The following is a 25,894-nucleotide window of genomic DNA, read 5'->3' as shown; positions in this document are numbered from 1 at the left end:
GGTTATCAGGCCCGGTGGAAGTCCAGCACGCGGCAGCGATTGCTGACAATCCGCGCCGTCCCTCCCTGGAAGTGAAGGCAGGGCCGCTGCGCCCAGGGACCATCGGCACGGCGGAAGACCGCGCGGCCGGCCCCGAGCGGCGTCAGCGGCATATTGGCCTGCAGGGGGCCGGCCCCCATGCGGATCGAGCCGCCATCCTCCGCGACCCGGAAGGCGGCGCCGAACTCCTCATGCCGCCATTCGCCGGCCCAGGCGGGGTCGCAGGCAGCTTCCCCGACCGGCAGGAAGCGGCGGGCGGCATGGTTCACCTCGCCCTCGATCGCCGGGCCGTCCTGGCGCAGCCGGATCCACATATAGGGGCTGCAGGAGACCGCCCAGCCATCTCCACCCGCATAGAGCCGTTCCTGCGTGCCGAGGAAGCTGACCGCATCCGCCGTGACCTCGATCCAGAAGGGTCCGCCATCCGCCGCGGCATAGAGGCCGGGGCCGAGCAGCCCCGCCGCGGGTGGCGGCGCCGGCGGCAGGCCGAGCCCCGCCGCCATGACCGAGAGCGCCAAGCCGAGGCTGTCCGTCTCCTCGCGGTTGGTCAGCACCACGACGCCCGCATCGAGCTCGCGGCTGAGCAGCACATGGTTCTTGAAGCCCGGCAGCGACCCGCCATGGCCGAACATCCTATGCCCGCCGAGCGGCGAGCGGCCGAGGCCGAGCCCATAGGCCGTCTCCCGCCCATCGAGGAGGCGCCGCGGCGCCGAGAGCGCTTCCAGCGTGCCGACGAGCGAGCCGCTGCCGGCCAGCAGCGCGGCAAGCCAGGCGGCGAGGTCGCGGGCCGATCCGGCCAGCCCGCCCGAGGCGGAGAAATGCGGCCCGTAGCGCCCCTCATGCCAGCGCCCCTGCCCGTCGCGCCAATAGCCGCGGGCGAGGCCGGGCACCGGATCGGTCCAGTCCTCGGGGAAGCGGGTCCCGGCCATGCCGAGTGGGCGGAAATACCGGTCCTGCCAGACCTCGCCCATCTCGCCGAGCCGCGCCTCCATCAGGTGCTGGAGCAGGCGGTAGCCGGTATTGGTGTAGCTGATCTCGGTGCCCTGGGCGTAGTTCAGGGCCGGCAGCCGCGCCACGAAGTCGAACAGCATGGCGCGCGACATGGCGGTGGTGGGCGGCACATGGGTCTGCCAGGCCGCCTCCATCGCATCGGGCAGGCCCGAGGTCATGCCGAGCGCATGGCCGATCGTGACCGACCCTACTGCAGGCGACAGGCCGGGGATATGCCCGCCCAGCGTCTCCTCGAGGTCCGGCCCCTCGCGCACCACCAGGGAGGCCAGCACCTGCTTGGTGATGGAGGCCCAGCGGAAGGCCGTGTCGGGCGTGATCCGCAGCCCCTGCGCGAGGTCAGCCAGGCCGCCGCAGGAGGCATGGAATGGCCCGTCTCGGCCGAACAGCAGGATCGCCCCGCCCGGCCCCGCCTCGGCCTCCCAGCCGGCGGCGGAGGCATCGGCCTGGGCCGCGGCGGCGCCGCGGTCGAAGCCGGGCATCAGCCGACCAGCCCCAGCTCCCGCGCCTTGATCTGCAGGGCGAGCACCTTCGAGAAGATGCGGCACTGCGCCAGCCCTCCGGCGAGGAACCAGAGGCCGGTCTGCCCGGTGGGGCGCCACATGCCGTGCAGCTCCCCTTCCTCATCGAAGCCCCAGACGCGGCCAATGCGCTCGCCCACCGCATCGCCGAGGATGCGCCGCGCCGAGGCCGCCTGGCCTTCATAGCCGGTCGCCAGCACGATCAGGTCGGCCGGCTTCACGCTGCCGTCGCGCATGATCGCGCCCTCGGGCCCGAAGCGTTCGATGTCGTCGAACTGGATCAGCCCGACGCGGCTATCGACGATCATCTGCGAGCACCCGGCATCGAAGTAATAGCCGCCGCCGCGGCGCTGATACATCATCTGCCAGCCGCTCTCGTCCTCGCCGAAATTCAGCCGGAAGCCGCGGCTTTGCAGCCCATCGAGCAGCGCCTTGTCGGCGATGCGGTTCTTCGCGGTCATCAACTGATGCGCGCGGCGATAGACCGGAAAGGGGAAGGAGGTGGCGAGGAGGTCGAGATCCTCGAAGGGAATCTCCTCGTCGTACAGGGCATAGGGCGCCTGCGCTTCCTTCAGGCTCACCACCAACGAAGGACTGCGCTGGATGATCGTCACCTCCGCCGCGCCGGAGACGCAGAGATCCTGCGCTACGTCATGTCCCGAAGTGCCGGTGCCGAGCACCAGCGCGCGCTTGCCGCGCCAGTCGAGCCCGCTGCCATAGCGACCGGAATGCCGCACCGTGCCGCGGAAATCCTTCAGCCCCGGCAGGTCCGGCATGACCGGCGTGGTGCTGACGCCATTGGCGAAGACGATGTGGCGCGGCCGCATCCGCCGTTCGGTGCCATCGCCGCGCTTCAGCACGACATCCCAGCATTGCGCGGCCTCGTCCCAGCTTCCGCTCGTCAGCTCCGTCCGGGTCCAGACATTCAGCTCCATCGCCTCGGCATAGATCTCGAACCAGTTCGCTAGCATGTCTTTCGGGATGAAGACCGGCCAGGAGCGCGGGAAGGGCATGTAGGGCAGGTGGTTGACGCGGGTCTCGTTGTGCAGCGTCAGCGCGTGGTAGCGCTGCCGCCAGCTATCGCCGATGCGCTCCTCCCGATCGATGACGAGCGTATCGATGCCGAGCAGCGTCAGCCGCGCCGCGGCCGAGAGGCCCGCCTGCGCCGCGCCCACCACCAGCACGGCCGGGTCACGGTCGGCATAGGCGCGGGCGCGGTTGCGCCGGTCGAGCCAATTCTCCCCGCCGAAATTCCGCTTCCAATCCACCTCCTGCCAGCGCTTGCCATTGGCCGGATCCTCATGCCCGCGGATCTCGTCGAGCGAGGTCATCAGCGTCCAGGCGCGCGGCTCGCCGGCCTCGGTGACGAGGCGGAGGACGCCGATGCAGGGCCCGATGCTGGTCTCGAAGCCGAAGATCGCCTCGATCGCCTCGGTGCCCGCGCGGGTCACGCGCCGGGGCGGCGTGCGGCCGGCGGCCAGGGCGAAGCCGTGCGGCGCCAGGCGATCCAGCGACGGCAGCATCCGTGCCGCGATCGCCTCGGCGCCGGAGGTCGTGTGCAGGTCCCAGTCGAAGGCCAGGATGTCGCGCCAGTGGCATTCCCCGGCGAAGAGCGCGGCGAGGCGCGCCGTGCTCCGGGCGGTGAGCGCCGCCTCGAATTCCTGCAGCCAGGCCTTCGCCATCGCATCGAGGGAGGTGCCGGTCAGGATGCCGTCCATGGCGTTCGTTCCTCCATTGTCCAGCCGTTGCAGTGCGTGGACCCTTGAGGCGAAGGCTAGGCGCGGCCCCGCGACGCGGCAAGGCGCGGCCCGGTCATTCCACCTCGATCTTCCCCTCCCGCGCGATGGCGCCGTAGTCGCGCTGCTCGCTGCGGAGGAAGGCCAGCGCCTCGGCCGGCGTGCCACCGCGCGGGGAGGCGCCGAGCTCGCGCAGCCGCGCCACCAGGGCCGGCTCCTCCAGCACCTGGTTGACCAGCAGGTTGAAGCGCCCGATCACCTCCGGCGGCGTCCCCTTGGGCGCCATGAAGGCATACCAGGCGACGTATTCGCGGGCGTCGAGGCCGAGCTCCAGCATGGTCGGCACATCGGGCAGCCGGGGCGAGCGTTCGCGCGCGGTGACGGCGAGCGCCCGGACGCGGCCGCCGGCGATATGGCCGTAGCCGGCGCCGAGACTGTCCAGCATGACCGGCACCTGGCCGGCGATCACATCCGTCTGTGCCTGGGGCGTGCCGCGATAGGGCACCGCCGGCAGGTCGAGCCGGTGGCGGCGCTTGAAATCCTCGACGACGAGATGGTTGATGCTGCCGCTGCTCGGCAGCGCATAGCGCCATTCGCCCGGTTCGGCCCGGACCTTCGCCACCAGCTCCGGCATGGTGCGGAAGGGCAGGCCAGGATTGACCACCCAGACCAGGGGCGAGGTGACGGCGACCGCGACCGGCGCCAGATCCTCGACCGGATCGAGCGGCATATTGCGATAGATGGTGGTGTTGATGGTGATCGCGCCGATATGGCCGAAGAGCAGCGTGTAGCCATCCGCCGCACTGCGCTGCACTTCCTGCATGCCGATATTGCCATTGGCGCCGGGCCGGTTGTCGATCACCACCGGCTGGCCCAGCAGCTCCGAGAGGCGGGGCGCCATCAGCCTTGCATAGACATCGTAGCCACCGGTGGCGCTGGGGACGATGCAGCGGATGGGGCGGCTGGGCCAGGACCGCGTCTGGGCCAAGGCAGGCAAGGCAGCCGGCAGGGCAGGCAGCAGGCTGAGCACGCGGCGCCGCAGGATGTGCATCGCTGTTTCCTCCCGTTTTGCAGCGATGGAAGCAGAAGGCCGGGGATAGGGGAACCACCCGCGCTTGGCCGCCCCGGCCCCGGGTGGCTATGCTTCGGGAAAACCGATCTGGGAGGCCGCACCATGACGAGGATCGTCCGCCGTGCCCTGCTGGCCCTGCCGGCGCTGCTGCCCGGCCCCGCGCGCGCCGAGGGCTACCCCGCACGGCCCATCACCTGGATCGTCCCCTTCGGGGCCGGCGGCATCACCGATACCAGCGCCCGGACCCTGGCCCAGCGCATGGGCCAGCTCCTCGGCCAGACGGTGGTGGTGGAGAACCGCCCGGGCGCCGGCGGCACGATCGGGGCCGAATTCGTCGCCCGCGGTGCGGCCGATGGCTACCTCATGCTCTATGGCAGCCAGGGGCCGATTTCCGCCGCGCCGTCCATCTTCCCCACCCTGCGTTACGACCCGCAGCGCGACCTCGCACCCGTCCACGGCCTCGGCGCCTCGCCGCATCTGATTGTCGTGCCGCCCTCCCGCCCCTGGACCACGCTGGCCGAACTGGTCGAGGCGGCCCGCAGCCGGCCGGAGGGGCTGACCTATGCCTCCACCGGCATCGGCACCTCGCCGCATCTGGCGGCCGAAGCCCTGCTGCAGTCGACCGGCATCCGGATGGCCCATGCCCCCTATGCCAATGGCACGCAGGGGCTGAACGATGTCATCGGCGGGCGGCTGGATGTCATGTGGGACTATCCGCTGACCAGCCTGCCGCATGTGCGGGAGGGGCGGCTGCGCGCCCTGGCCGTAACCGATAGCGGGCGGGTGGCCCTCGCGCCGGGCATCCCGACGGTCGCCGAGGCCGGCCTGCCCGGCGCGGAGATGGTGCCCTGGGCGGGCCTCTTCGTCCCGGCGCGCACCCCGGCCGAGATCGTGGCGCGCCTGGCGGGCGCGGTGCGGGAGGCCATGGCCGATTCCCGGGTGCAGGAATTCTTCAACGGCACCGGCACCGTGCTCTGGCCGGAGATGGGCACCGACCGCTTCCGCGCCTTCCTGGCCGAGGAGACGCCGCGGATCGCCGGCCTGATCGCCCGCTCCGGCGCCCAGGCTCGTTAGGCAAGGCCCGCCGGGCGGCCCTGCAAGGGGCGGCCATCCATCGGCTGCCCCGCATCGCCCAGGCCGAGGAAGGCGAGGATGGTCGGGGCGAGATCGATCGGCGAGGCCGGCGCTGCATCCGTGGCGCCGGCGGCGAAGACCGGCCCCTCGGCCACCATCACCGAAGCCTGTTCGGCCGCGCCCAGCCCACCATGCTGGCCGCAGCCCAGCCGATCGGGCTTGCCCGCGGCCGGCTTGGCGACCAGCACCATCCCTGGGATGCCGAAGGGGTTGCGCCCCTCATGCCGGCGCATGGCGATGGCAGCGACCAGGCCCTCGACGCCCGGCCGGTGGCCCTGGCGGCGCAACGCCTCGCCCTCCAGCACCGCCTCGGCCCAGGGCCGGGTGCGGAGGAATTCCAGCACCGGTCCCGGGTCGCGGCCCGGCGCCATATGAACCAGGACGGAGCTGCCATTGGAGGCGGTGACCAGCCCGGCCTCGGCCCCCGGCCGCAGCCCGGCCGCGAACAATTCTGCCTCGACATCGATGACGCCCTCGACCGTCTCATGCCCATGGTCGGAGCCGGCCAGCAGCAGCACCGCATCGCCCGCGGCGCGGCGACGGTCGGCCGCCTCCATGACCTCGCCGAGCCGGGCATCGGCGGCGGCGATGGCCGCCCAGGCCTCCGGCGAGCCCAGCGGCCAGGCATGCTGCGATGCATCCGGCTCACCGAGCCAGAGCAGGCCGAAATCCGGCCGGCGGCCCCCGGGCGCCACCGCCTCATCAAGGAAGCGCCCAGTCAGCAGCGCGTCGCCGGCGGCGTCGAGCGTGACCTCCGCCATGGGCGGCGCTTCCTGCCCCGGCGCATGGGCGATGATGCGGTTCACCAGATGCCCGGACCGGTTCGGATCATGCGCCAGGGCGGCGCCGGGCGAGACATTGCTGAAGATCATCGCCCCGCCCCACGCGGCCAGGCGGTCGGCCAGGGTGGGCCGTTCCAGCGCGCGGCCATGCAGGGCGCGGCGGGCCGGCAGGAAGCCGGGCGCACCGGCATCATGCGGGTGCAGCCTGCCATCGGCATCCAGCAGCGCCAGGGAATTGCCGATCAGCCCATGCCCCGCCGGCCGGCAGCCGGTGGCGGTGCAGGCGGAGACGACGCGCGTCGCGCTCGGGAACATCGAATGGTAGCCGGCGAAGCGCGTGCCGCGGTGATACAGCCGCCACAGATGGGGCGTGCGCTCCGGCGAGACCATGTCCCGGCGCAGCCCGTCCATGATGACGAGCAGCGCGAGCCGGCCGCCGGTCATGCCGGTTCCTGATCCCGCGTCGCCATCATCTGCTGGAAGGCGGGGCGCGCATGGCAGGCGGCGAGCCAGGCCTTCACCCGCGGCGCGGCCTCGAACAGCTCGGGCGCCGGCGTCGCGTAGCGGATCACCTCGGCCAGGTTGAGGTCGGCAACGGTGAAGCGCCCGCCCACCAGGAAGCCCGTCCCGGCCAGCGCCGCATCCAGCACGGCGAAGGGGCCGCGCAGCGCCGCGACTGCCGCATCGGCCTTCGCCGCATCGCGTTCGGCGGGCGGATAGGACAGGCGATGGTAGAGGATCTCAATGGTGTGCGGCTCGGCCTCCGTGGTCGCCCAGATCGACCACATCGTCATCAGCCCGTCCTCCTTCGCATCCGCCGGGCCGAGCGTGCCGCCATAGGCCTTGGCGAGGTAGAGGTTGATGGCGAGGCTTTCGTGCAGGACATAGCCGCCATCATCCACCGACGGGATGCGGCCGTTCGGGTTCACCTTCAGGAATTCGGGTGAGCGGGTGTTGAGCGGCGCATCCGCCGCTGCCGGATCGGCCAGGCGGTAGTGCTGGATGACCGGAACATGCCGGAAGGGCAGCCCCATCTCATGGGCCAGCCAGATATTCCGCGACGCCCGGGACCGGTAGACACCGTAGATGGTCAGCATGAGAGTCCTCCCCTGGCCCAGAGGGTCGTCTCAGGACCGACTCGACGTCAACCGGCCAGCATCGCGCGCCCTGCCGCCAGGCCATGCACGGCGGTTCGGGCCGCGAAGACGCTGCCGGCCAGGCCGGGCCCCGGCACGCCCGATCCGCCGGCGGTGGTGATGAAGAGGGTGCGCAGATCGGCGCCGCCGAAGGCACAGCTCGTGACATTCTCGACCGGCAGCTCGATCCGGCCCAAAAGCTGCCCATCGGTGCGAAAGCGGGAGACACGGCTGCCACCCCAATGGCAAACCCAGAGGCAGCCCTCGGCATCCACCGTCATGCCGTCCGGATGCCCATCCGCCTCACGGAAGCGGAGGAATTCCCGTCGCGCGCTGCCTTCGAAGGCATGGACGATGCCCGTCGGGCTGTCGGCGCAATAGAGGATGCGGCCATCGGGCGAGAAGGCCGGGCCGTTCGGCACGGTATAGGGCCCGTCGAAGTGCAGGACGCGCCCCGGCCCTTCCAGCCGATACAGGGCGCCTTCCGATGGGAGCTCCTCGGCATGCATGGTGCCGAACCAGAAGCGCCCGGAGCGATCGATCTTCCCATCATTCAGCCGATGGCTCGCGCGGTGGCCCTCCGGCGCGGCCAGGAAGTCGAGCCGCCCTGTCTCCGGCGCGAAACGGAAGACGCCGCTGCGCAGGCCGAGGAGGAGCGCGGCCGGATCCTTGGCTAGCGCCGCGCAGCCCGGTTCCTGCGGCAGGTCCCAGCTCCGCCGGTCGCCCCCGGCCTCGTCCATCCGGTGCAGGCGGCGGCCCTGGATATCGACCCACCAGAGCCGGCCGGCCCGGTCGTCCCAGAGCGCGCCTTCCCCCAGCCGGGCACCGGCCACCCAGACGGGACTGGCCTCGGCGAGGATCGGATCCGTGGTGGTCATCCCGACCCATCTCCTCCGCGGGGAAGGCAGACGAACCGGCGAGACCGCCTGCGGTTCCGCCGGCCCGGTCAGCCCGACTTGTCAGCCCGCCTGGCCGATCTCCACCCCCGCCCATTGCTCGACCACGCGGGCGATATGGGTGAAGTCGCTTTCGGGGCCGAAGGTCGCGCTGGTCACGGCCAGCATCTGCCGCACCGCGCTGCCCACCACCATCGGCACGCCCATCGCCTCCGCCTCATCGACGCAGAGCCGGACATCCTTGTGCGACAGGCCGGTGGTGAAGCCGAAGTCGAAGGTGCGGGGGATGACGGCGCGGGGGAATTTGTCCTGGGTCGCGCTGTTCCGGCCGCTGCTGGCATTGATTACCTCGCACATCAACGCCGGATCGAGCCCCGCCTTCACCCCCATCGCAATCGCCTCGGAAGACACCGCGAGCGCCGCGGCGGCGAGCAGGTTGTTGCAGAGCTTCAGCACCTGCGCCTGGCCCGGCTTCTCGCCGCAGAAGAAGGGCTTGCCGAAGACCTGCAGCAGCGGCTCCAGCGCCGCATACTCCGCCTGCGGGCCGGAGACCATGATGGCCAGCCGGCCATTCGCCGCGCCCGCGATCCCGCCGCTCACCGGGCAGTCGAAGGTGGAGCGGCCTGCCTCGGCGAAGCCGGCCGCGACCTCGCCCGCCACGCGCGGGCCGGTGGTGGAGAGATCGACGAAGCAGCGGGCGCGCTGGCCCTGCAGCACGCCATCCGGGCCGAGCGCCACGGCGCGCACCACGCCGGGCGAGGGCAGGCTGGCGAAGACGAGGTCGGCCCGGTCCGCCACCTCGCGCGGATTGGCGGCGCGGGTGGCGCCCTGCGCCACGGCGGCCTCCAGCGGCGCCGCGACGGGGTCATAGGCCACCACGCGGTGGCCGGCGGCCAGCAACCGCGCCGCCATGCGGCTGCCCATCTGTCCGAGGCCGATGAAGCCGATCACCTGATCCGTCATGTCACGTACTCGCCCGGTGGATGATTTCGAAGCGCAGGTCCACGGTCAGCGGACCTGTCGCACGGCCTTCGATGCGGTCGAGCAGGACCTCGGCGCTGCGGCGGCCGATCTCGTGGCGCGGCAGGCGCAGCGTGGTCACCGGCGGCACGAGATGGCCGAGCAGGTCGATATTGTCGAAGGCGGCGATGGCGACGCGGCCCGGCACCGGCCAGCCGCGCCGGTTGCATTCCAGCGCCGCGCCGATTGCCAGCACATCGCCGGCGAAGAAGATGGCATCCGGATCGCCGCCGCCCTCCAGCAGCCGGTCCAGCGCCTCCACCCCCGCCGCGAGGCCCGGTGGCACTTCCAGCACCAGGCGCGGATCATAGGGCAGGCCGGCTTCCTCCAGCGCGGCGGCATAGCCGCGGCGGCGGTCCCGGCTGCGCTCATTCGCCGCGAGCGGCAGGGTGACGAAGCCGATGCGGCGATAGCCGAGCCGCAGCAGGTGCCGCGTCATCGCCATGGCGGCGTCGTGGTTGGAATAGCTGACCACCATATCGAGCGGCTGGCGGGTCAGCGTGCCGTTCTCGACCACGGGGATGCCGGCGCGGCGGATCATCGTCACCGCCTCGGGCGAATGCGTGGTGTCGTGCAGGATCAGGCCGGCGACGCGCTGGCCGAGGAAGGCACGGATCGCCGCCTCCTCCGCCGCCTCGCCATAGCCGGAGGAGGCGATCATCAGCTCATGCCCATGCCGCCGCAGCACGTCCGAGATGCCCTGGATGGTGCTGGCGAAAAGGGAGTTATCGATGCTCGGCACGACCAGGCCGATGACGTTGGAACGCGAGGAGGACAGGCTGCCGGCCAGTCGGTTCGGCACATAGCCGACCCGACGCACCGCTTCCTCGACACGCGCCCGCACCTCGGGCGAGACGCGTTCGGGGTCCTTCAGTGCGCGGGAGACGGTCATGGCGGAGACTTGGGCAACACGGGCCACGTCCCGCATCCGCACCGCCGCGCCGGGAGGCTCGCCGTCCATGACTAGGGCGTGCCTGCAATGGAATGCGGCGCGTCTCGGCGGTTCTTTTCCGCCGTGGCGGCGTCCCCGGACTTGCCGATGCAACCAGCATCGGCTGCGTCCTTGTCCTGGCCACGCCGAAAAATCCCGCGCCGATCCATCGCCGGTTCCATTGCAGACACGCCCTACTCCGCAGTGATGCGCGCGTCGTGCACCACGGTGCCGATCTTCTCGACCTCGGCGGCCATGAAGGCGCGGAATTCCTCGACCGTGCCGCCGGCCACCTCGGCGCCGCCTTCCAGCAGCCGGGCGCGCTCGGCGGGCTGGGTGACGATGTCCATGAAGGCGGCGTTCAGCCGCTCCGCCAGGGCGGGCTGCATGCCGGCGGGGCCGAGCACCGCATACCACTCATCGATGGCGAAGCCGGGCAGCGTCTCCGCGATGGTCGGCACCTCGGGCAGGTAGGCGGCGCGCGCGCCGGAGGTGACGGCGATGGCGCGCAGCGAGCCTTCGCGCACGAAGGGCAGGGTGGAGCTGGCATTGCCGAACATGAGCTGGAGATGCCCCGCTACCACATCCGCCAGCGCCGGCCCGCCGCCGCGATAGGGCGCATGCACCATGTCGACGCCGGCGGCGAGCTTGAACATCTCGCCCGAGATATGCACGGCCGAGCCGATGCCGGGTGAGCCGAAGGTCAATTTGCCCGGCTGCGCCTTGGCCAGCGCGATCAGCTCCGGCACCGTCCGCACCGGCAGCGCCGGGTTGACCACGAGGATATTCGCAACGCGCGCCAGCAGCAGGATCGGCGTCAGGTCCCGCAGCGGGTCATAGGCGGTGCGGGAGAGCAGCGCGGCGGAGATCACCGTGCTGGTCACCATGCCGAAGGTGTGGCCGTCATTCGGCGCCCGCGCCAGTTCCGCCGCGCCGATGGCGCCCGAGGCGCCGCCGCGATTCTCGATCACCACCGGCTGGCCGAGCCGCGCCGAGAGCTGCGGCGCGAGCTGCCGGGCCAGGATGTCGGTGGTGCCGCCGGGTGGCCAGGTGACGATCAGCCGCAAGGGGCGCGAGGGGAAGGTTTGCGCCAGGGCCGGCGCCGGCAGCAGCGCCGCCGCACCCAGGGCACCCAACAGAGTTCGCCGTTCCATCCCCTATCTCCGCTCCACTGCTTCAGGCCGCGGACCAGCCGCCATCGATCGGCAGCACGGCCCCGGTGATGTCCCGTCCCGCCTCGCCGCAGAGGAAGGCCGCCATCGCGCCCACCGCCTCGGCCTGCACGAAGCGGCCGGTCGGCTGCTTGCCGGCGAGGAACCTCGCCTCCGCCGCCGCCCGGTCGAGCTCGCCGGCCGCCATGGCGGCGCGGAGGCGCCCTTCGATATTCGGCGTGAGGGTGGAGCCGGGGCAGAGCGCATTGCAGGTGATGCCGCTCTCGGCCGTCTCCAGCGCCACCGCGCGGGTCAGCCCGATCAGCGCGGTCTTGGTCGTGACATAGCCGATGCGCCCCGCGGCGCCGACCAGGCCGTAGATCGAGGACATGTTGAGCACCCGCCCCCAGCCGCGCCGCCGCATCCCCGGCAGGATCAGCCGCAGCAGATGGAAGGCCGCCGAGAGGTTGACGGCGATGTCCATGTCCCAGGCCTCGGGCGCGGTATCCTCGACCAGGCCGAAATGCCGGGTGGTGGCGTTGTTCACCAGGATGTCGGGCATCCTGGCCCTGGCGGCGAGGGCGGCAATGGCGGCCGGATCGGCCAGGTCGGCCCGGTGGTAGCGGGCCTCGACGCCGTGCGCCGCCACTGCGGCCAGGGCGGGCGCGGCCTCCGCCTCCGTGGCGAGGCCATGCAACAGGATGTCGCAGCCCTCGGCCGCCAGGGCCTCCGCCACGGCGAGGCCGATGCCGCCGGTCGAGCCGGTGACCAGCGCCCTGCGGCCACGCAGGCCGCCTCCCTCAGTTCCACCCGGTCTCGGTGTGATCGCTACCATTCCACAAGCCTAGGCGGGAAGCGGGCTGGAAGGCAATCGCCTCGGAATGGCTTTACAGCCGGGTCGGGATGGAGTTACCGATACCACACTCCGGCAGCCCGCTGCCGCAACACGTCCAGGAAACACCACCATGCCGGCCTTCGAACGCCGCGCCCTGCTGGCCGCCCTCGCGGGTGCCGTGCTGCCCTGCCCGGCCTTGGCCCAGGCTGCGTGGCCGCGGCGCCCGGTGCGGCTGCTGGTCCCCTATGCCCCGGGCGGCGGCACCGATGTCTTCACCCGCGCCCTGGCGGAAGGCCTCCGCCCGCTGCTCGGCCAGCCCGTGCTGGTCGAGAACCGCGCCGGCGCCAATGGCGTGGTCGGGTCGGAGGTGGTGGCGCGGGCGGAGCCGGATGGCTCGCTCTTCCTGGTGGATACCGGCAGCCACACGCTGAACCCCTATGTCATGCCCGCGCTGCCCTATGACACGGCGCGGGACTTCACCCCGGTGGCACTGCTCTCGCGCTATCCCATGCTGCTGGCGGTCAGCACCGCGGCGCCCTTCGCCGATGTCCCGGGGCTGGTCGCGGCGGCGCGGACGGCACCGCGCAGCATCGGCTTCGGCACCTCGGATGCCGCCATCTCCTATGCCGGCAACCTCTTCACCCGCCTTGCGGGCATCGAGATGGTGGAGGTCGCCTATCGCGGTGCCGCGCCGATGCTGAACGACCTGATCGCCGGCCACCTGCCGACGAGCTGGAACAGCACCGTCGCCGCCCTGCCTCATCTCCAAGCCGGGCGCATCCGCGCCTTCGGCGTGACGACGAAGGAGCGCAGCGCCCTGCTGCCCGATGTGCCGAGCCTCGCCGAGGCGGGCGTGCCCGGCTACGAATTCGCCGGCTGGTATGGCATGCTCGGCCCGGCCGGCCTGCCCGCCCCGATTGCGGAGGCGATGTCCGCTGCCATCCACCAGGCGCTGCGCGACCCGGGACTGCGCGACAAGCTGCTGCGCATCGGCGCCGACCTCAACCCGCTCGACCCCGCCGGCTTCACCGCGCTGCGGCAGGAGGAGGACGCCCGCTGGTCCCGCGCCGCGCGCGAGGGCCTGATCGTGCGCGCGCAATGAGCGGCCAGCCCTATGCCGGCGAGGCGCTCGGCCGCTTCCTCGCAGCCTCCCGCTGGGAGGACATCCCGCCCGCGCTGCGGCACGAGGCGGTGCGCAGCCTGGTCAACCATCTCGGCTGCGCGCTGGGCGTGGCGCGGGACCCGGCGGTGACGACGGCGCTGCGGGTCGTGGCCGAATTCAGCGGCGTGCCGGTGGCGACAATCATCGGCCAAAGCGGGAATGGCCAACGGCGGAAGCTCGATCCGATGAGCGCCGCCTTCGTGAATTGCATCGCCGGCAACCTGCTGGACTATGACGACACCCATCTGCGCACCGTCATCCATCCCGCCGCCCCGGTCGCGCCGCCTCTGCTGGCGCTGGCCGAGCAGCGTGGCTACTCGGGGGCGGAGGTGCTGCACGCCTTCCTGCTGGGGCTGGAGGTGGAGTGCCGCATCGGCAATGCCGTCTCGCCGGGGCATTACGATCGGGGCTGGCACATCACCTCCACCTGCGGTGTCTTCGGCGCGGCGGCGGGCTCCGCGAAACTGCTGGGGTTGACGGCGACCCAGGCCTGGCACGCCCTCGGCATCGCGGCCAGCCAGTCGGCCGGGCTGGTGGAGAACCTGCCGAGCGCTGCCAAGAATGTCGGCATGGGCAATGCCGCGCGGCATGGGCTGCTGGCGGCGCTGCTCGCCCAACAGGGCTATGAGGCTGCGCCCGCCGCCATCGAGGGGCCGCTCGGCTGGGCCCGCGCCATGGGCGACGTGCCGCAGGTCGAGGAGATCACCGGGGGCCTCGGCGAGCGCTGGGAGATCGCCCGCACCACCTACAAACCCTATCCGGCCGGTATCGTCTTCCACGCCGTCATCGATGCCTGCCTCCAGCTCCGCGCCGAGCTGGATGTCCCGCCCGACGCCATCGCCGCGGTGACGGTCGCTGGCGATGCGCTGCTGCTCGCCCGTGGCGACCGCGTGGTGCGGACCGAACGCGATGCACGCGTCAGCATCCACCACAGTGCCGCGCTGGGCTTTGTCCGCGGCCGGGCCGGTGTTGCGGAATTCGAGATGCCGGCGGTGCTCGACCCGGCGCTGGTAGCCTTCCGCGCCAAGGTCACGGCGGAGCTCGATGCCGCCCTGCCGCGCGGCGCCGCCCGGGTGACGGTGCGGCTCGCGGATGGGCGGGAACAGGCAGTGACGGTGCTGCATCCACGCGGCAGCGAGGCACGGCCGATGAGCGATGCCGAGCTGGCGGCGAAGTTCCGCGACAACGCGGTGCTCGGCGGCGCAGCGGACCGCGCCGATGCCGCGCTCGAGGCTTTATGGGCGCTGGAGACGGCGCCGGAGATCGGGGGCCTCATGGCCCTCCTGGCCTGACGACACAAGAAGAACGGGGGAGGACCAGACCAATGCCCATCATCACCCGCCGCAGCCTGCTCGGGGCCGCCGCAACCCTGCCGCTGGCCGGCCCCGCCCTGGCCGCCTTCCCCGAACAGCCGGTGCGCGTCATCGTGCCCTGGAATCCCGGCGGCCTCGCCGACATCCTGATGCGCGCGCTGGCGCCCGCCATGGCGCAGTCGCTCGGCCAGCCGGTGGTGATCGAGAACCGGGCCGGCGCCAATGGCGCGGTCGGCACCCAACTCGTCGCCCGCGCGCCAGCGGATGGGCATACGCTGATCCTCGGCAATGCCGAGACGCATGCCATCAACCCGCTGATCTATCCGAAGCTGGCCTACAACCCGGTTACCGAATTCACCCCGGTGACGACCTTCGCCAGCGGCCCCTTCGTGCTGATCACCCGGCCGGGCCTCGGTGCCGAGACGATGGAGGCATTCCTCGCCCTGGCGCGCCGCCAGCCGGGCCGGATCACCTTCGCCTCCTGGGGCATCGGCAGCACCTCGCATCTGGCGATGGAGGGGCTGGCCAAGCAGGCGAAGCTCGAACTGCTGCATGTGCCCTTCACCGGCGCGGCGCCGGCCGCCACGGCGCTGATCGGCGGGCAGGTGGATTGCATGTTCCTCAATGCCGGGCCGGCCGAGGCCGCGGCGCGCGACGGCCGGCCGAAGATCCTCGGCGTCGGCGCCGCGGAGCGCATCCCGCAGCTGCCCGAGACGCCGACGATGAAGGAGCTCGGCCTGCCGGTGGAGGCGGCGAATTGGTTCGGCCTGCTCGGCCCGGCGGGGCTGCCGGCGCCGGTCGCCGCCCGCATCGCCGCGACCGTGGCCGAGGGGCTGAAGACTGCCCAGGTGCAGGAAATCTTCCGCGCCCAGGTCGCCCTGCCGGTGACGCAGACGCCGGCCGAGATGGGGCAATTCCTCGCCACCGACCGGGATCGCTGGGGCTCCGTCCTGCGCGACCTCGCCATCCGGCTAGAATAGGCCGCCGGCGCCATACGCAACAGACAGGGGAGGGAACCGATGTCCGAGGATGCCATCACAGCCGGTGGGCTGCGCCTGACGCCGCTGCATCCGGCCTTCGCCGCGCGGGCGGAGGGGCTGGACCTGCGGCGGCCGCTGGCGCCGGCGCAGGTCGCGGCCGTCAACGCTGCCATGGACCGCCATGCGGTGCTGGTCTTCCCGAACCAGCCCTTCATCGATGACGAACAGCTCGCCTTCGGGCGCCAGTTCGGCGAGATCGAGGAGACGCCGACCCTAGTGGACCAGGCCCGTAGGCGGCTGGCCGACAACCAGGTGAACGACATCTCGAACCTGGGCGCCGATGGCCAGATCCTCGCCGCCGATGACCGGCGGCGCATGTTCAACCTTGGCAACCTGCTCTGGCACAGCGACAGCAGCTTCAAGCCGACGCCGGCGCATTGGTCGATGCTGAGCGCCCGCGTCATCCCGCCCGAGGGCGGCGAGACGGAATTCGCCGATATGCGCGCCGCCTGGGATGCACTCCCGGACAAGATGAAGGCGAGGATCCGCGACCTGGTGACGGAGCATTCGCTGATCTATTCCCGCAGCCTGCTCGGCTTCGAGGCCTTCACGCCGGAGGAGATCGAGCGCTGCACTCCGGTGCCGCAGCGCCTGGTGCGGCGCCATCCCGGATCGGGCCGGCTGTCGCTCTATCTCTCGGCCCATATCGGCGCGATCCAGGGCTGGCCGCGGCCGGAGGCGATGGCCCTGATCCGCGACCTGACCGAGTTCGCCACCCAGCCGCGCTTCGTCTACAGCCATCCTTGGTCAGTCGGTGATCTGGTGGTCTGGGACAACCGCTGCACCATGCATCGCGGCCGGCCCTATGAGGACAAGGTCTATCCGCGCGACATGCGGCGGGTGACGCTGAAGGACTGCGCCCCCACCCTCGAACAGGCGGCCTGAGCGGTGCGCCGCCTGCTGCTTGCCCTGCTGCTGCTGGCCCCGGGCACGGCGGGGGCGCAGGCCCAGGGGCCGGCCTATCCGGACCGGCCGATCCGGCTGATCGTCGCCACGGCAGCCGGCGGCGCTTCCGACATCCTCGCCCGGCAGGTCGGCGCGCGCCTCGCCGAGGCCTGGGGCCAGCAGGTGGTGGTCGATCCGCGGCCAGGCGCCAATGGCAACATCGCCGCCGTCGCCGCCGCCCGCTCGGCGCCCGACGGCTATACGCTGATGATGGGCACGATCGGCGTGATGGCGGTGAACCCCGCCATCTACCGCGACCCCGGCTATGATCCGGAGCGCGACTTCGAGGCGGTGGCGCGGCTCGTCCGCTTCTCCAACATCCTGGTCGTGCATCCCTCCAACCCGGCGCGGAGCATGGCGGAGTTCATCGCCTGGGCCCGCGCCCGGCAGGCCGGGCAGAACACCTATGGCTCGCCCGGCAATGGTGGCTCGCCGCATCTGTCCATGGTGGTCTTCGCGCGCATGGCGGGGATCGGGATGGAGCATGTGCCCTATCGTGGCGCAGCGCCGGCCTTGAACGACCTCGTCGCCGGCAACCTCGCCGCCGCCTTCAGCGACCCGCTGCTGACGCTGCCGCAGATCCAGGATGGGCGGGTGCGCGCACTCGCCGTCAGCGGCCCGCGCCGGCTGGCGGCGGCGCCCGATATCCCGACCGTCGCCGAGGCCGGCCTGCCCGGCTACGACGTGACCGGCTGGCTCGGAATCGTCGCGCCGCGCGGCGCGCCGGCGCCGATCGTGGCACGGCTGAACGCCGCGCTGAACCGGATCGTGCTGGAGCCGGAGATGACCGCCCGGCTCGCCAGCCAGGGCGCCGAGGTCACCACCGGCACGCCGGAGGAATTCCAGGCCTATATCCACAGCGAGATCCTTCGTTGGGCCCAAGTGACGCGCGAGGCAGGGATCCAGGCCGAATGACCGACACCACCATCATCCAGGCCCTGGCGGAGCGCCTCGCCGCGCGCGGCGTGCGCCGCTTCTTCGGCGTGCCCGGCGGGGATTGCAGCCTCGACCTCATCGAGGCGGCGGCGCGCTGCGGCATCGAATTCGTGGTGACGCGGACCGAGACGGCGGCCGCCATCATGGCCGCCGCCACCGCGCAGCTCACCGGCGCGCCGGGCGTGCTGATGACGACGCGCGGGCCCGGCCTCGCCAATGCGGTCAACGGCATCGCCGCCGCCGCGCTGGACCGGGCGCCGCTGCTGGTGCTGGCCGATGGGCATGAGCCGCAGCAGGAGCATGCGAGCCACCAGCGCTTCGACCAGGCCGCCCTGATGCGGCCGCTGGTCAAGGCCGAGAGCTGGCTGGCGGAACCCGACCCGATGGCGGAGCTGGACCGGCTGATCGCCGCCGCCTGCGCGCCGCCCCAGGGACCAGTCTATATCGAGCTGATCGGCGGACGCATCCGCGCGCCCCTGCCAGCCGCCGGCACCCCCGCCGAGCCACCGGCCGCGCCCGCGCCCGATTCAGCGGCCATGGCGGCGGCAGGGGCCGTGCTGCGGGGCAGCCGCCGCCCCGTCATCATCGCCGGGTTGCAGGCGGCCGAACCCGGCGCGGCCGCGGCCCTGCGGGACCTGGCCCGGGCCTGGGGAGCCCCGGTCCTCTCGACCTATATGGCCAAGGGCAGCTTCCCGGATTCGGACCCGCTCGCGGTCGGGCCCTTCATCGCCGGCGCGGCGGAGGATGCGCTGCTCCGCGCGGCGGATGCCATCCTGCTGTTCGGCGCCGACCCGATCGAATTCCTCCCCACGCCCTGGCGCTATGCCGTGCCGACCGTGATGCTGACCACGCACCGCTTCGACCGGCCCTTCCACCCCTGGGCGGCCGAGATCGTCGGCAGCCTCGCCGACAGCGCCGGGCAGCTTGCCGGCATGGTGGCGCCGGGCGGCTGGAGCCCGGCGGAGATCGCGGCGCAGCGGGCTGCGATGCGGACGGCGGCGCGCACCGGCGCCGTCGGCCATGGCGTCGCGCCGCATGCCTTGGTGGAGGGCGTCATGGCCGCGGCCCCGGCCGGCGCCCGGATCACGGTCGATGCCGGGGCGCATATGCTGCCGGTGATGGCGCTGTGGCAGGCGGAGGCGCCGCGCGGCGCCCTCATCTCGCGCGGCCTCGCCACCATGGGCGGGGCGCTGCCCTCGGCCATCGCCTCCAGCCTCGCGGAGCCGGACCGTCCGGTCATTGCCTTCACCGGCGATGGCGGGCTAATGATGGGCCTGGCGGAGATGGCGACCGCGGTGCAGGCGGGGTGCCGCGGGCTGGTCGTGGTCGTGTTCAACGACGCCGCCATGTCCATGATCGAAGTAAAGCAGCGCCGGCGGCAATTCCCCGCTCGCGGCATGGAGTACGGCAGCACGGATTTCGCGGGGCTGGCCACCTGCTTCGGCTGGCTCGGCTTGCGGGTGACGGGGCCGGAGGAATTGGCGCCCGCCCTGCAGCTTGCCCTCGCATCCGGGCAGCCCGCCCTGCTGGACGTGGCGATCGACCGCGAGGCCTATCACACGCTGCTGCCCGCCCTCCGCGGCTGACGGGGCCTTAGCCCCGCGGCCCGGCCAGCGGCACCTCCATCGCGCAGACCAGACCGGTCGCCGCCCAGTCCAGCCGGACCTGGCCGCCGAGCTGGCGCTGCACCGTGCCTTCCAGCACCCGCGACCCGAAGCCACGCCGGACGGGCGGCGCCACTACCGGCGGCCCGCCGCTCTCGGACCAGCGGAGCCGCAGCACCGGCTCCTCCTCGCCTGCGACCTCCCAGGCGACGGCGACGCGCCCGGCCGCGGTGGAGAGCGCGCCGTATTTCACCGCATTGGTCGCCAGCTCATGCACCGCCATCGCCAGGGGCTGCGCCGCCCGCACCGGCAGCGCCACCGGTGGGCCGCCGAGCAGCGCGCGCTGCCCGTCCCCGACAAAGGCCTTCAGCTCCCCTTCGAGCAGCGTGCGGAGATCCGCTCCGGACCAGCTATCCTCCGCCAGCAGCGTCTGCGCCCGGGCCAGCGCCTGGACGCGTCCCTCGATCGCCCGCCGGTAGCTGGCGAGGTCCGGCGCCCCGGTCAGCCGCACCGCCGCCTGCACCACCGCCAGGGCGTTCTTGGCGCGGTGATCGACCTCCCGCATCAGCAGCCGCTGTCGTTCTTCCGCCTCCTTCCGCTCGGTGACGTCGAGGCCGACGCCGGCCAGGCGCAGCGCCGCGCCGGTCGCCGGATCGCGCTCGGCCACCGCGCCATGGGTGGCGATCCAGACCCAGCCGCCGGGCCCATCGGCGCGGCGCAGCCTGTATTCCACGGCGAAGCGCTCCAGCCGCCCTGCCACCGTGTCCGCCATGGCGCGCTCCAGCGCCGGCCGGTCCTTGGGATGCACCTGGCCCAGCCAGGCGGCCAGGGAGAATTGCTCCCGCGGCAGATCCGGCCGGTCGCCGACGATCTGGCCGGATCGCGTGGCCAGCCCGGTCCGCGCGTCATAATCCCAGATGGCCATGCGGGCGGCTTCCATGCCGACCCGCAGCCGGGCCTCGCCCTCGCGCAGGGCGGCCTCGGCCCGGGCGCCGGCGCGGCGCAGCGCCTCGAATTCCGTCACCGCGGAGGGCTCGACCGCCGGCAGCGTCCCGGGGCTTCCCGCGGCGATCGCCTCGGCCCGGTGGGCCAGCGCCGCCGCGGGCCGCACCAGCTGGCGCGAGACCTGCCAGACCAGCGCCAGGGAGAGGGCGAGCAGCGCGGCGGAGCCGGCGGCGAGCCCGACCAGCGGCCCGCGCCAGCCCCTGGTGTAGGAGGCCAGCGGCTCGGCCACGACAACGGTCCAGCCGGAGGCGCGGCGCAGGTGCTGGCGGGCGAAGATCGCCTCGCTGCCCTCGGTGGTGGGGCCCCGGAACAGGCCCGGCCGGGTGTCCGAGGCTGGCCCGGTGCGGGTGGGGGCCATGGTGCCGATAAGGGCCTCGTGGCCGCGGGTGCGGGCGACAACCCGCCCGCCTGCATCGGCGACCGCCGCAAAGGCGTCGCCGGACAGGCCCTGGTGCCGCAGCAGCTCCGACAGGCGCCGCGGGTCGAAGGAGACGATGACGACGCGGCGCGGCGTGCCGCCGCGGAAGACCGGCGCCCCGACCGCGACGGCCCAGCTGCGGTCGGCCCGGGCCCGGAACAGGTCGGACGTCGCCGGTGCGCCGGTCCGGGCGACTTGCTCGATCAGCTCCCAGGCGCCCTCGCCCGGCTGGGCGGATTGCGGCAGCGGCGCGCCGGGGGGCAGCAACGTGTTCAGCAACTGGGGATGGCCCGGCCCGGCATCGGCCACCACGACGCGCACCGCGCCCAGCGCCTCGCCGATGGCGGTGGCCCAGCCATGCAGCTCGGGCAGGGCCTCATCCGGCGCCTCGCGCAGGGTGGGCGAGGCGGCGAGCGCGATGGCGGCGGCGCCGAGGATCTCCAGCTCGCTGTCGAGGGCGAGGGCCAGGGCCCGGCTGGTATCGACCAGGCGGGCATCGAGGGCACCACGGTAGGCGATGGCGGCATGCCAGGCGGCGGCGGCGCCGATGGTCAGCGCGGGCAGCAACGCCATGAGCAGCAGGGCGAGCAGATGCGCGCGAAGGCTGAAGCGGCGGCGCGGCCGCGCCGGGCGCTCGCCGGCCTGCGACGGCCATGGCGCCGCACCGGTGGGACGCTGGTCGGCAACCATGGAAATGGACGGAACTCCGAACTGCGCCGCGAGACCGGGGCGATGATACTGCAAGCCCGGCAGCGCGCCACGCCGCCCGCGGTTCAGCCCGCCCGGGCCGGGTCCGGCAGGCGGGCGGAATGCCGCACCACCAGCTGGCCGCGGAGCGTCACGCTCTCATCCGGCAGGGCGGGATCGGCGATGCGGGCCGCCAGCAGGTCCAGCCCGCGCCGCACCATGGTGCCGAGCGGCTGGGCCAGGGTGGTCAGGCCGTAGCAGCGCCGCGCCGCGGCCGGCACGTCGTCGAAGCCGACCACGGAAAGATCCTCCGGCACCCGCAGCCCCGCCTCCCGCACCGCGTCCAGCAGGCCCATCGCCATGATGTCGTTGAGGACGAAGACCGCATCCGGGCGTTCCCCGGCCGGCAGCGCCGCGATGGCGGTGCCGGCGGCATGGCCGCCCTCATAGGTCGAATGCCCGTGCAGCCGCAGCGCCAGCCGTAGCCCCGCCTCGGCCAGCCGGGCAATGAAGGCGCGTTCCCGCCCGTCGCTGGTAGAGACGCCGACGGTGCCGAGCACGAGGGCGGGGCGGCGATGCCCGCCGGCCAGCAGGAATTTGGCGACGTCCCGCCCGCCGGCCTCATTGTCGCAGGAGACGGCGCTGGCATGCAGCCGGGCGACGCGGTTGACCATGACCAGCGGCACGCCACGTTCCGCGCAGATGGCGGCGGCACGGGAGGAGAGCTCGGCCGAGGCGACGAGGCAGCCATCCACCCGGTAGTGCAGCAGGGCCTCCGAGGTGCGGTCCTCGATCGGGCCGGTCCCGGCATGCAGGATCAGCAGCCGCTGCCCGCGCTCTGCCGCCTGGTTCACCGCCTCGGCCAGAAGCTCGGCATAGAAGGGGTTCTGCATCGGGCCGTTGACCAGGCCGATCAGCCCGCTCTGCCCGCCCGACAGGCTGCGGGCCAGGACATTCGGCATGTAGCCGGCTTCCCGCGCGAGATCGGCGATGCGCCGCCGGGTCGCCGGGGCGATACGCGGATCGTCCTTCAGGGCCCGCGAGACGGTGGAGACGGAGACGCCGGCGAGGCGCGACAGGCTATGGACGGTGGCGCCGCGCCGGGCCGGGATGGGGGGCGGCGCGGTCACGATCCGACCGGTGCGATGCGTGCAACCGTGCGCAATGGGATGACCCGATCCTCCGCCCGAACTGGCGCTCGCCCACAGCACTATACCGGGAAATCCGCCGGGGGAAGCCTGGCGGCGGTTTGTGCAACCGGTTGCATTTTTCCCCTCGACGCACTGGGCAGGGCCGCCTAGCCTCGGCCCCGAACCGAAGCGCCCGAGGGAGGGAGCCCGATGCAGTTGCCCGATCCGCCAGGCCGGATTCCGCGCGCATGAGCGAGCGCGCCGAACCCCGCACGCTGTTCGAGAAGATCTGGGACCGGCACCGCATCCTGGAACGCGAGGACGGCCAGGTGCTGCTCTTCGTCGACCGCAACCTGATCCATGACGGCAGCGCCCCGGCCTTCGAGGCGCTGCGCCAGCGCGGGCTGAAGCCGCGCGCGCCGGAGCGCATGCTGGGCACGCCGGACCACTACATGCCGACGGATGTGCGGCGGGTGGAGGAGATCGCCGATGCCGAGCGGCGCGGCATGGTGGAGGCGCTGGCGCGCGACACCGCCGAGCACGGCATCACCGCCTTCGGCCTGGAGGACCCGCGCCGCGGCATCGTGCATGTCATCGGGCCGGAGCAGGGATTCAGCCAGCCGGGGATGGTCATCGTCTGCCCCGACAGCCATACCTCGACCCATGGCGCGCTCGGGGCGCTCGCCTTCGGCGTCGGCATGACCGAGACGACGCATGTGCTGGCGACGCAGACGCTGTGGCAGCGCAAGCCGAAGACCATGCGCATCACGGTCGATGGCCGGCTGGGCGCAGGCGTCACCGCCAAGGACGTGATCCTGGCGATCATCGCCCGCATCGGCACCGCCGGCGCGACCGGCCATGTAGTCGAATATGCCGGTCCGGCGATCCGTGGCCTGTCGATGGAAGGGCGCCTGACCCTCTGCAACATGTCGATCGAGGCGGGCGCCCGCGCCGGCATGATCGCGCCGGACGACACCACCTTCGCCTACCTCGCCGGCCGCCCCTATGCGCCGCAGGGCCATCAGTGGGAGGCGGCGCTGGACCGCTGGCGCGCCCTGCCGAGCGATCCCGACGCGATCTTCGATGCCGAGGTCACGCTGGACGGGTCCGCGATCGCGCCGATGGTGACCTGGGGCACCAGCCCGGAGGATGCGCTGCCGATCGATGGCGCCGTGCCCGATCCCGCCGCTTCATCCAGTGCCGACCGGCGCGAGGCGATGCGGCGCGCGCTTGCCTATATGGGGCTGACGCCGGGCATGCCGCTGGAGGCGGTCCCGGTGGACCGCGTCTTCATCGGCTCCTGCACCAATGGCCGGATCGAGGATCTGCGCGCCGCGGCGGCGGTAGCCGAGGGCCGCCGCGTCGCGCCGCAGGTGACGGCCTGGGTCGTCCCCGGCTCCGGCCTGGTCAAGGCGCAGGCCGAGGCCGAGGGGCTGCACCGCATCTTCCTCGATGCCGGCTTCGAATGGCGCGAGGCCGGCTGTTCCATGTGCCTCGGCACCAATGGCGAGATCGCGGCACCCGGCGAACGCTGCGCCTCCACCTCCAACCGCAATTTCGTCGGGCGGCAAGGGCCGGGCGCGCGGACCCATCTGATGGGGCCGGCCATGGCGGCGGCGGCGGCGGTGACCGGGCATCTCACCGATGTCCGCCGGCTGATGGCGGGGGGCTGAGCATGGAGCCCTTCCAGCGCCTCGATGCGGTCGCCCTGCCGATGCCGCGGCCGAATATCGACACCGACCAGATCACGCCGGCGCGCTTCCTGCACAAGCCGCGCAGCGACAACCACGGCGCCTACCTGTTCCACGATGTCCGCCGCGGGCCGGATGGCGGGATGGACCCGGATTTCGTGCTGAACCGGCCGGACTATGCCGAGGCGAAGGTCATCGTCGCCGAGCATAATTTTGCCTGCGGCTCCTCGCGCGAGAATGCCGTCTGGGGGCTGTATGACCATGGCTTCCGCGCCGCCATCGCACCGAGCTTCGGCGACATTTTCTCCTCCAATGCGCTGAAGAACGGGCTGCTGCCGGTGCGCCTGCCGGAGGATGTGGTGGCCGGGCTGCTGGCACAGTTGCAGGACCAGCCGGGCGCCCGGGTGCAGGTCGATCTGGAGGCCCAGACCGTCACCTTGCCCGATGGCAGCGTGCACCGCTTCGAAATCGACCCCTTCGCCCGCCACTGCCTGCTGAACGGCATCGACGAGCTCGACTATACGCGCACGCTCTCGCCCGAGATCGACGCCTTCATGAACCGCTACGGCCACGAGAACCGCTGAGACAGGAGACAGGGACCATGAGCATTCTCGTGCTGCCGGGCGATGGGATCGGGCCCGAGGTGACGGCGCAGGCGGTGAAGGCGTTGCGCAGCGTCGCCGCCAATGGCCCGCAATTCGAGATGGCCGAGGCGGCGATCGGCGATGCCGGCCTGCACCAGGCCGGCGACCCCCTGCCGGAGGCGACGCTGGAGGCGGCGCGCCGGGCCGATGCCATCCTCTTCGGCGCCGCCGGCACCTATGAGAGCGACCTGCTGCCGCCGGAGAAGCGCGGCGGCCATGGCTTGCTGCGGCTGCGCAAGGCGCTCGACCTCTTCGCCAATTTCCGCCCGGTCTATGCCTTCCCCGAGCTGATCGGCGCCTCCACCCTGCGGCGGGAGGTGATCGAGGGCGTGGACCTCGTCGTCCTGCGCGAGCTCACCGGCGACATCTATTTCGGCACGCCTCGCGGGGTCGAGCGGGATGCCTCCGGCCAGCGCATCGGCACCAACACCATGCGCTACACCGAGGGCGAGATCCGCCGCGTCGCCCATGCCGGCTTCCGCGCCGCACGGCAGCGGCGGCACAAGTTGTGCTCGGTGGACAAGGCCAATGTGCTCGAGACCATGGCGCTCTGGCGCGAGGTCGTCACCGAGGTCGGGCGGGACTATCCGGATGTCGAGCTGACGCATCTCTATGTCGATGCGGCCTCCATGCACCTGATCCGCCGGCCGCGCGATTTCGACGTGATCGTCACCGGCAATATCTTCGGCGACATCCTCTCGGATGCGGCGGCGATGCTGACCGGCTCCATCGGCATGCTGCCCTCCGCCTCGCTCGGCGAGGGCGGGCGGGGGCTTTACGAGCCGGTGCATGGCTCGGCACCCGATATCGCCGGCCAGGACAAGGCCAATCCGCTCGCCTCCATCCTCTCCGCCGCGATGATGCTGCGCCATTCGCTGGGGCAGGAGGAGGCCGCGCGCGCGGTGGAGGCCGCGGTGCGCGAGGTGCTGGCCGAGGGCTACCGCACGCCGGACATCATGGAGCCGGGCGCTCGGAGCGTTGGCACCGAGGCGATGGGTGATGCCGTGGCGGCCGCGATCCAGCGGCAACGGCGCTAGAACCCGCACCGGCAGACAGGG

Annotated in this window: 22 protein-coding genes; 10 read left to right on the top strand and 12 right to left on the bottom strand. The window is 72.4% G+C overall.

Annotated features, from left to right (window positions below):
• Positions 1 to 5: 5 nt before the first annotated feature.
• The 3 genes from JMJ55_RS09750 to JMJ55_RS09740 form a co-directional block, all read right to left on the bottom strand.
• A complete protein-coding gene (locus tag JMJ55_RS09750; RefSeq protein ID WP_202825338.1) occupies positions 6 to 1,529 on the bottom strand; it encodes a serine hydrolase domain-containing protein in 1,524 nt (507 codons plus the stop codon).
• Positions 1,529 to 3,286, bottom strand: coding sequence for an FAD-dependent oxidoreductase (locus tag JMJ55_RS09745; protein WP_202825337.1), 1,758 nt, complete (start codon positions 3,284 to 3,286; stop codon positions 1,529 to 1,531). The genes JMJ55_RS09750 and JMJ55_RS09745 overlap by 1 nt, the downstream gene beginning before the upstream one ends.
• A 94-nt stretch (positions 3,287 to 3,380) precedes the next feature.
• Positions 3,381 to 4,355, bottom strand: a complete 975-nt coding sequence (locus JMJ55_RS09740; RefSeq protein ID WP_202825336.1) for a Bug family tripartite tricarboxylate transporter substrate binding protein — start codon at positions 4,353 to 4,355, stop codon at positions 3,381 to 3,383.
• A gap of 123 nt (positions 4,356 to 4,478) precedes the next feature.
• Between JMJ55_RS09740 and JMJ55_RS09735 the strand changes: the two genes are divergently transcribed.
• Positions 4,479 to 5,450 (top strand): Bug family tripartite tricarboxylate transporter substrate binding protein, encoded by a 972-nt coding sequence (locus tag JMJ55_RS09735; protein WP_202825335.1) that lies wholly within the window; start codon positions 4,479 to 4,481, stop codon positions 5,448 to 5,450.
• Here JMJ55_RS09735 and JMJ55_RS09730 read toward each other — a convergent pair.
• The 7 genes from JMJ55_RS09730 to JMJ55_RS09700 form a co-directional block, all read right to left on the bottom strand.
• Positions 5,447 to 6,736, bottom strand: coding sequence for an alkaline phosphatase family protein (locus tag JMJ55_RS09730; protein WP_202825334.1), 1,290 nt, complete (start codon positions 6,734 to 6,736; stop codon positions 5,447 to 5,449). The genes JMJ55_RS09735 and JMJ55_RS09730 overlap by 4 nt on opposite strands.
• Positions 6,733 to 7,389 (bottom strand): glutathione S-transferase family protein, encoded by a 657-nt coding sequence (locus JMJ55_RS09725; RefSeq protein WP_202825333.1) that lies wholly within the window; start codon positions 7,387 to 7,389, stop codon positions 6,733 to 6,735. Before JMJ55_RS09725 ends, JMJ55_RS09730 begins: the two co-directional genes overlap by 4 nt.
• A gap of 47 nt (positions 7,390 to 7,436) precedes the next feature.
• The gene (locus JMJ55_RS09720) at positions 7,437 to 8,306 is read right to left on the bottom strand and encodes an SMP-30/gluconolactonase/LRE family protein (RefSeq protein ID WP_202825332.1); all 870 of its coding nucleotides are present in this window, start codon (positions 8,304 to 8,306) and stop codon (positions 7,437 to 7,439) included.
• 81 nt (positions 8,307 to 8,387) lie between these two features.
• A complete protein-coding gene (locus JMJ55_RS09715; protein WP_202825331.1) occupies positions 8,388 to 9,287 on the bottom strand; it encodes an NAD(P)-dependent oxidoreductase in 900 nt (299 codons plus the stop codon).
• A 1-nt stretch (position 9,288) separates the two neighbouring features.
• Positions 9,289 to 10,305 (bottom strand): LacI family DNA-binding transcriptional regulator, encoded by a 1,017-nt coding sequence (locus JMJ55_RS09710; protein WP_202825330.1) that lies wholly within the window; start codon positions 10,303 to 10,305, stop codon positions 9,289 to 9,291.
• A 164-nt stretch (positions 10,306 to 10,469) separates the two neighbouring features.
• Positions 10,470 to 11,429, bottom strand: coding sequence for a tripartite tricarboxylate transporter substrate binding protein (locus tag JMJ55_RS09705; RefSeq protein WP_202825329.1), 960 nt, complete (start codon positions 11,427 to 11,429; stop codon positions 10,470 to 10,472).
• A 22-nt stretch (positions 11,430 to 11,451) separates the two neighbouring features.
• Positions 11,452 to 12,261 carry an SDR family NAD(P)-dependent oxidoreductase gene (locus JMJ55_RS09700; RefSeq protein ID WP_202825328.1) on the bottom strand — a complete coding sequence of 270 codons (810 nt, stop codon included), beginning with the start codon at positions 12,259 to 12,261 and terminating at the stop codon, positions 11,452 to 11,454.
• A 130-nt stretch (positions 12,262 to 12,391) separates the two neighbouring features.
• Between JMJ55_RS09700 and JMJ55_RS09695 the strand changes: the two genes are divergently transcribed.
• The 6 genes from JMJ55_RS09695 to JMJ55_RS09670 are packed head-to-tail and all read left to right on the top strand — an operon-like array spanning position 12,392 to position 19,243.
• Entirely contained in the window at positions 12,392 to 13,363 is a 972-nt protein-coding gene (locus tag JMJ55_RS09695; protein ID WP_202825327.1) for a tripartite tricarboxylate transporter substrate binding protein, read from the top strand.
• On the top strand, positions 13,360 to 14,715 hold the full coding sequence (locus JMJ55_RS09690; RefSeq protein WP_202825326.1) for an MmgE/PrpD family protein: 1,356 nt from the start codon (positions 13,360 to 13,362) through the stop codon (positions 14,713 to 14,715). Before JMJ55_RS09695 ends, JMJ55_RS09690 begins: the two co-directional genes overlap by 4 nt.
• Positions 14,716 to 14,747: 32 nt before the next feature.
• The gene (locus tag JMJ55_RS09685) at positions 14,748 to 15,716 is read left to right on the top strand and encodes a Bug family tripartite tricarboxylate transporter substrate binding protein (RefSeq protein WP_202825325.1); all 969 of its coding nucleotides are present in this window, start codon (positions 14,748 to 14,750) and stop codon (positions 15,714 to 15,716) included.
• 39 nt (positions 15,717 to 15,755) lie between these two features.
• The gene (locus tag JMJ55_RS09680; RefSeq protein WP_202825324.1) at positions 15,756 to 16,661 is read left to right on the top strand and encodes a TauD/TfdA dioxygenase family protein; all 906 of its coding nucleotides are present in this window, start codon (positions 15,756 to 15,758) and stop codon (positions 16,659 to 16,661) included.
• Positions 16,662 to 16,664: 3 nt separating this feature from the next.
• Positions 16,665 to 17,636 (top strand): Bug family tripartite tricarboxylate transporter substrate binding protein, encoded by a 972-nt coding sequence (locus tag JMJ55_RS09675; protein ID WP_202825323.1) that lies wholly within the window; start codon positions 16,665 to 16,667, stop codon positions 17,634 to 17,636.
• Entirely contained in the window at positions 17,633 to 19,243 is a 1,611-nt protein-coding gene (locus JMJ55_RS09670; RefSeq protein ID WP_202825322.1) for a thiamine pyrophosphate-binding protein, read from the top strand. Before JMJ55_RS09675 ends, JMJ55_RS09670 begins: the two co-directional genes overlap by 4 nt.
• Positions 19,244 to 19,250: 7 nt before the next feature.
• Here JMJ55_RS09670 and JMJ55_RS09665 read toward each other — a convergent pair whose 3' ends face one another.
• Positions 19,251 to 21,374, bottom strand: a complete 2,124-nt coding sequence (locus tag JMJ55_RS09665) for an HWE histidine kinase domain-containing protein (RefSeq protein ID WP_202825321.1) — start codon at positions 21,372 to 21,374, stop codon at positions 19,251 to 19,253.
• Positions 21,375 to 21,457: 83 nt separating this feature from the next.
• Positions 21,458 to 22,501 (bottom strand): LacI family DNA-binding transcriptional regulator, encoded by a 1,044-nt coding sequence (locus tag JMJ55_RS09660; protein WP_202825320.1) that lies wholly within the window; start codon positions 22,499 to 22,501, stop codon positions 21,458 to 21,460.
• Positions 22,502 to 22,749: 248 nt separating this feature from the next.
• Between JMJ55_RS09660 and leuC the strand changes: the two genes are divergently transcribed.
• The 3 genes from leuC to leuB are packed head-to-tail and all read left to right on the top strand — an operon-like array spanning position 22,750 to position 25,873.
• Positions 22,750 to 24,174, top strand: a complete 1,425-nt coding sequence (leuC, locus tag JMJ55_RS09655; protein ID WP_202825319.1) for a 3-isopropylmalate dehydratase large subunit — start codon at positions 22,750 to 22,752, stop codon at positions 24,172 to 24,174.
• A 2-nt stretch (positions 24,175 to 24,176) separates the two neighbouring features.
• Entirely contained in the window at positions 24,177 to 24,776 is a 600-nt protein-coding gene (gene leuD / locus JMJ55_RS09650; RefSeq protein WP_202825318.1) for a 3-isopropylmalate dehydratase small subunit, read from the top strand.
• A 17-nt stretch (positions 24,777 to 24,793) separates the two neighbouring features.
• On the top strand, positions 24,794 to 25,873 hold the full coding sequence (gene leuB, locus JMJ55_RS09645) for a 3-isopropylmalate dehydrogenase (RefSeq protein ID WP_202825317.1): 1,080 nt from the start codon (positions 24,794 to 24,796) through the stop codon (positions 25,871 to 25,873).
• Positions 25,874 to 25,894: the final 21 nt, after the last annotated feature.

The organism is Belnapia mucosa (assembly GCF_016775475.1).
In the GTDB taxonomy this organism is placed as follows: Bacteria; Pseudomonadota; Alphaproteobacteria; order Acetobacterales; family Acetobacteraceae; genus Belnapia; species Belnapia mucosa.
This window is presented reverse-complemented; position numbering and strand designations above follow the sequence as displayed.

Excerpts from the sequence above, each read along its gene's own strand:
- JMJ55_RS09685 (WP_202825325.1), top strand. The coding sequence starts at position 14,748 with ATGCCCATCATCACCCGCCGCAGCCTGCTCGGGGCCGCCGCAACCCTG.
- JMJ55_RS09735 (WP_202825335.1), top strand. The coding sequence starts at position 4,479 with ATGACGAGGATCGTCCGCCGTGCCCTGCTGGCCCTGCCGGCGCTGCTG.
- JMJ55_RS09690 (WP_202825326.1), top strand. The coding sequence starts at position 13,360 with ATGAGCGGCCAGCCCTATGCCGGCGAGGCGCTCGGCCGCTTCCTCGCA.
- JMJ55_RS09715 (WP_202825331.1), bottom strand. The coding sequence starts at position 9,287 with ATGACGGATCAGGTGATCGGCTTCATCGGCCTCGGACAGATGGGCAGC.
- JMJ55_RS09740 (WP_202825336.1), bottom strand. The coding sequence starts at position 4,355 with ATGCACATCCTGCGGCGCCGCGTGCTCAGCCTGCTGCCTGCCCTGCCG.
- JMJ55_RS09745 (WP_202825337.1), bottom strand. The coding sequence starts at position 3,286 with ATGGACGGCATCCTGACCGGCACCTCCCTCGATGCGATGGCGAAGGCC.
- leuD (WP_202825318.1), top strand. The coding sequence starts at position 24,177 with ATGGAGCCCTTCCAGCGCCTCGATGCGGTCGCCCTGCCGATGCCGCGG.
- leuB (WP_202825317.1), top strand. The coding sequence starts at position 24,794 with ATGAGCATTCTCGTGCTGCCGGGCGATGGGATCGGGCCCGAGGTGACG.
- JMJ55_RS09710 (WP_202825330.1), bottom strand. The coding sequence starts at position 10,305 with ATGGACGGCGAGCCTCCCGGCGCGGCGGTGCGGATGCGGGACGTGGCC.
- leuC (WP_202825319.1), top strand. The coding sequence starts at position 22,750 with ATGAGCGAGCGCGCCGAACCCCGCACGCTGTTCGAGAAGATCTGGGAC.
- JMJ55_RS09680 (WP_202825324.1), top strand. The coding sequence starts at position 15,756 with ATGTCCGAGGATGCCATCACAGCCGGTGGGCTGCGCCTGACGCCGCTG.
- JMJ55_RS09695 (WP_202825327.1), top strand. The coding sequence starts at position 12,392 with ATGCCGGCCTTCGAACGCCGCGCCCTGCTGGCCGCCCTCGCGGGTGCC.
- JMJ55_RS09665 (WP_202825321.1), bottom strand. The coding sequence starts at position 21,374 with ATGGTTGCCGACCAGCGTCCCACCGGTGCGGCGCCATGGCCGTCGCAG.
- JMJ55_RS09730 (WP_202825334.1), bottom strand. The coding sequence starts at position 6,736 with ATGACCGGCGGCCGGCTCGCGCTGCTCGTCATCATGGACGGGCTGCGC.
- JMJ55_RS09670 (WP_202825322.1), top strand. The coding sequence starts at position 17,633 with ATGACCGACACCACCATCATCCAGGCCCTGGCGGAGCGCCTCGCCGCG.
- JMJ55_RS09725 (WP_202825333.1), bottom strand. The coding sequence starts at position 7,389 with ATGCTGACCATCTACGGTGTCTACCGGTCCCGGGCGTCGCGGAATATC.
- JMJ55_RS09705 (WP_202825329.1), bottom strand. The coding sequence starts at position 11,429 with ATGGAACGGCGAACTCTGTTGGGTGCCCTGGGTGCGGCGGCGCTGCTG.
- JMJ55_RS09720 (WP_202825332.1), bottom strand. The coding sequence starts at position 8,306 with ATGACCACCACGGATCCGATCCTCGCCGAGGCCAGTCCCGTCTGGGTG.
- JMJ55_RS09750 (WP_202825338.1), bottom strand. The coding sequence starts at position 1,529 with ATGCCCGGCTTCGACCGCGGCGCCGCCGCGGCCCAGGCCGATGCCTCC.
- JMJ55_RS09700 (WP_202825328.1), bottom strand. The coding sequence starts at position 12,261 with ATGGTAGCGATCACACCGAGACCGGGTGGAACTGAGGGAGGCGGCCTG.